Genomic DNA, 2,146 nt, shown 5'->3' with positions numbered 1-2,146 from the left:
GAATTTTTACCTGCGCCGCGCTTTGTCCCGGAAGACCCTCGGGAGCGCCAAGCGCGCCGCGCAGGCTTGAACACAAGCCACAACGTTTTTAGGTAGCCAAACATGCTCAACCGCATTCCCATCACCGCCGCCGGAGCGGCGAAGCTCAAGGCTGAACTCGAGTACCTCAAGAAGACCGCGCGCCCGAACGTGGTCGCCGCCATCGCCGAAGCCCGCGAAAAGGGCGACCTCTCGGAGAACGCCGAGTACGACGCCGCCCGCGAGGAGCAGGGCCACATCGAGGGGCGCATCGCCGAGCTCGAGGGCAAGATCCCCGCGCTGCAGGTGATCGACCCGAAGACCGTCGCGAGCGACCGCATCGTCTTCGGCGCGACCGTCACGCTCTACAACGAGGAGGAGGACGCCGACGTCACCTACCAGATCGTGGGCGACGACGAGGCCGACATCAAGCGCAACCTCATCTCCGTCTCCTCGCCGATCGCGCGCGCGCTGATCGGCAAGAGCGAGGGCGACACGGTGAAGTTCATGGCACCGAAGGGGCAGGTCACCTTCGAGGTCGAGGCGGTCGAGTACAAGTAAGCGCGTCCGGCGCGCCGCTCCTCGCCGCCCCTCCGGCCCAAAAGAAAAGGAGGCGCCCCCTTCGAACGGGAGAGCGCCTCCTTTTTGAATTGGAGGGAGGAGCGTCAGGAGAGCGCCGCCTTCTTCGTCGTGCGCTTCGTCTTCGGACGGGCGCGGCGGCGCGGAGCCGGCTCGGCCTTCTTCTTCTTTTCGCCGGGCTTCTTCGAGGCGACCTTCTTCGGCTTCGCCTTCTGCGCGGGCTCTTCGCCGCGGGCGGCCGCGGCCGTACGGGCGATCCACTCCTCGGCGGTGGGCGCGTCGGCCTCATCCTCGGCCGGACGCCAGAGGATGAGGAGCTTGCCGATCATCTGCACGCGGGCGGCGCCCAATTCGTCGGCCACCTTCGCGAAGATCGCCTCGCGCTCCTCGCGGTCGTCGGTGGGCACGCGGATCTTGATCAGCTCGTGGGCCTTGAGCGCACGGTCGATCTCCTTCATCACCGCTTCGGTGAGACCGTTGGCGCCCAACAGGACGACCGGATCGAGGTGGTGCGCCTCGGCGCGCAGCGTGAGGCGCGCGTTGCGCGAAAGTTCAATTTCACTCATAAAATCTCAACAAATTTTTCTTTCCCGGCTCCTCCGGCCCGCGCATCACGGATGCCCGGCCGGAGACGGCCCTGAAGACGACGCCCGCGCAGACTCCAGAAGCATGAGTCCGCCGCGGGAGCGGGGCCGCGGAGAGCCGCGGAGGGGTTGCAAATCAAATCGAAGGGGAGAGCCTCAATGCCTGTTTCCTCAAAGAAACTCAGATCAAACCGCGCGTGGATCGAGCGGCACATCAATGATCCCTACGTGAAGCGCTCCCGTCAGGAGGGCTACCGCGCACGGTCCGTCTACAAGCTCCTGGAGCTCGATGAGAAGGAGCACCTTCTGAAGCCCGGCCTCACCGTGGTGGACCTCGGTTCGGCCCCGGGCAGCTGGACGCAGGTCGTGCGCGAAAAGCTCGCTGATCCGGCGGGCGGCGTGCGCGGACGCATCATCGCCATGGACATCCTGCCGATGGAACCCATCGACGGCGTCCACTTTCTGCAGGGCGACTTCCGCGAACAGTCCGTGGCCGATCAGCTCTCCGAGATTCTAAACGGAGACAAAGTGGACGTGGTCCTTTCGGACATGGCGCCGAATCTTTCCGGCATCGCAGCCGCGGACGCCGCCCGGTCGCTGCTTCTCAACGAGCTCGCGCTCGAATTCTGCGAGGAGCACCTCGCCCCGAAGGGCGTCTTCGTCACGAAGGCCTTCCAGGGCTCGGGCTACTCGCAGTACGTCGAGGCCCTCAAACGCGTCTTCAAGAAGGTCGCCGCCAAGAAGCCCGCGGCGTCGCGCGACACCTCCGCCGAGGTGTACCTCGTCTCGCGTGAATGGAAGCCGAAGAAGCAGTAAGCAATAAATATTTGCTTTTTGCCCCCGTCCGGCACCGCCGAAATCAAAGCGCCGTCCCTCTAGAGAAGCGGGGCGGCCGGCTACAATGAGCGTATTTCGCGCCTTCCAAGCGGGCTAGCTCCCGGGGCGCGGCCGCCGCCCGTCGGGAC

At 65.4% G+C, this 2,146-nt stretch carries 3 protein-coding genes; 2 read left to right on the top strand and 1 reads right to left on the bottom strand.

What is annotated here, in order from left to right:
• The first annotated feature begins 102 nt into the window (after positions 1–102).
• Complete coding sequence (gene greA / locus ACT6Y9_RS10585) at positions 103–579, top strand: transcription elongation factor GreA (RefSeq protein ID WP_295476766.1); 477 nt, start codon at positions 103–105, stop codon at positions 577–579.
• A 104-nt stretch (positions 580–683) separates the two neighbouring features.
• Here the strand turns inward: greA and yhbY are convergent, their stop codons facing one another.
• The gene (gene yhbY, locus ACT6Y9_RS10580) at positions 684–1,163 is read right to left on the bottom strand and encodes a ribosome assembly RNA-binding protein YhbY (protein WP_295476764.1); all 480 of its coding nucleotides are present in this window, start codon (positions 1,161–1,163) and stop codon (positions 684–686) included.
• 177 nt (positions 1,164–1,340) lie between these two features.
• Here yhbY and ACT6Y9_RS10575 point away from each other — a divergent pair, with 177 nt between their 5' ends.
• The gene (locus ACT6Y9_RS10575) at positions 1,341–1,997 is read left to right on the top strand and encodes an RlmE family RNA methyltransferase (protein WP_443744503.1); all 657 of its coding nucleotides are present in this window, start codon (positions 1,341–1,343) and stop codon (positions 1,995–1,997) included.
• Positions 1,998–2,146: the final 149 nt, after the last annotated feature.

This window comes from Sutterella sp., from assembly GCF_052272535.1.
GTDB lineage: Bacteria > Pseudomonadota > Gammaproteobacteria > Burkholderiales > Burkholderiaceae_F > Sutterella.
This window is presented reverse-complemented; position numbering and strand designations above follow the sequence as displayed.

What these genes read in the sequence shown, in the direction of transcription:
- greA (WP_295476766.1), top strand. Translation starts at nt 103, where the DNA reads ATGCTCAACCGCATTCCCATCACCGCCGCCGGAGCGGCGAAGCTCAAG.
- yhbY (WP_295476764.1), bottom strand. Translation starts at nt 1,163, where the DNA reads ATGAGTGAAATTGAACTTTCGCGCAACGCGCGCCTCACGCTGCGCGCC.
- ACT6Y9_RS10575 (WP_443744503.1), top strand. Translation starts at nt 1,341, where the DNA reads ATGCCTGTTTCCTCAAAGAAACTCAGATCAAACCGCGCGTGGATCGAG.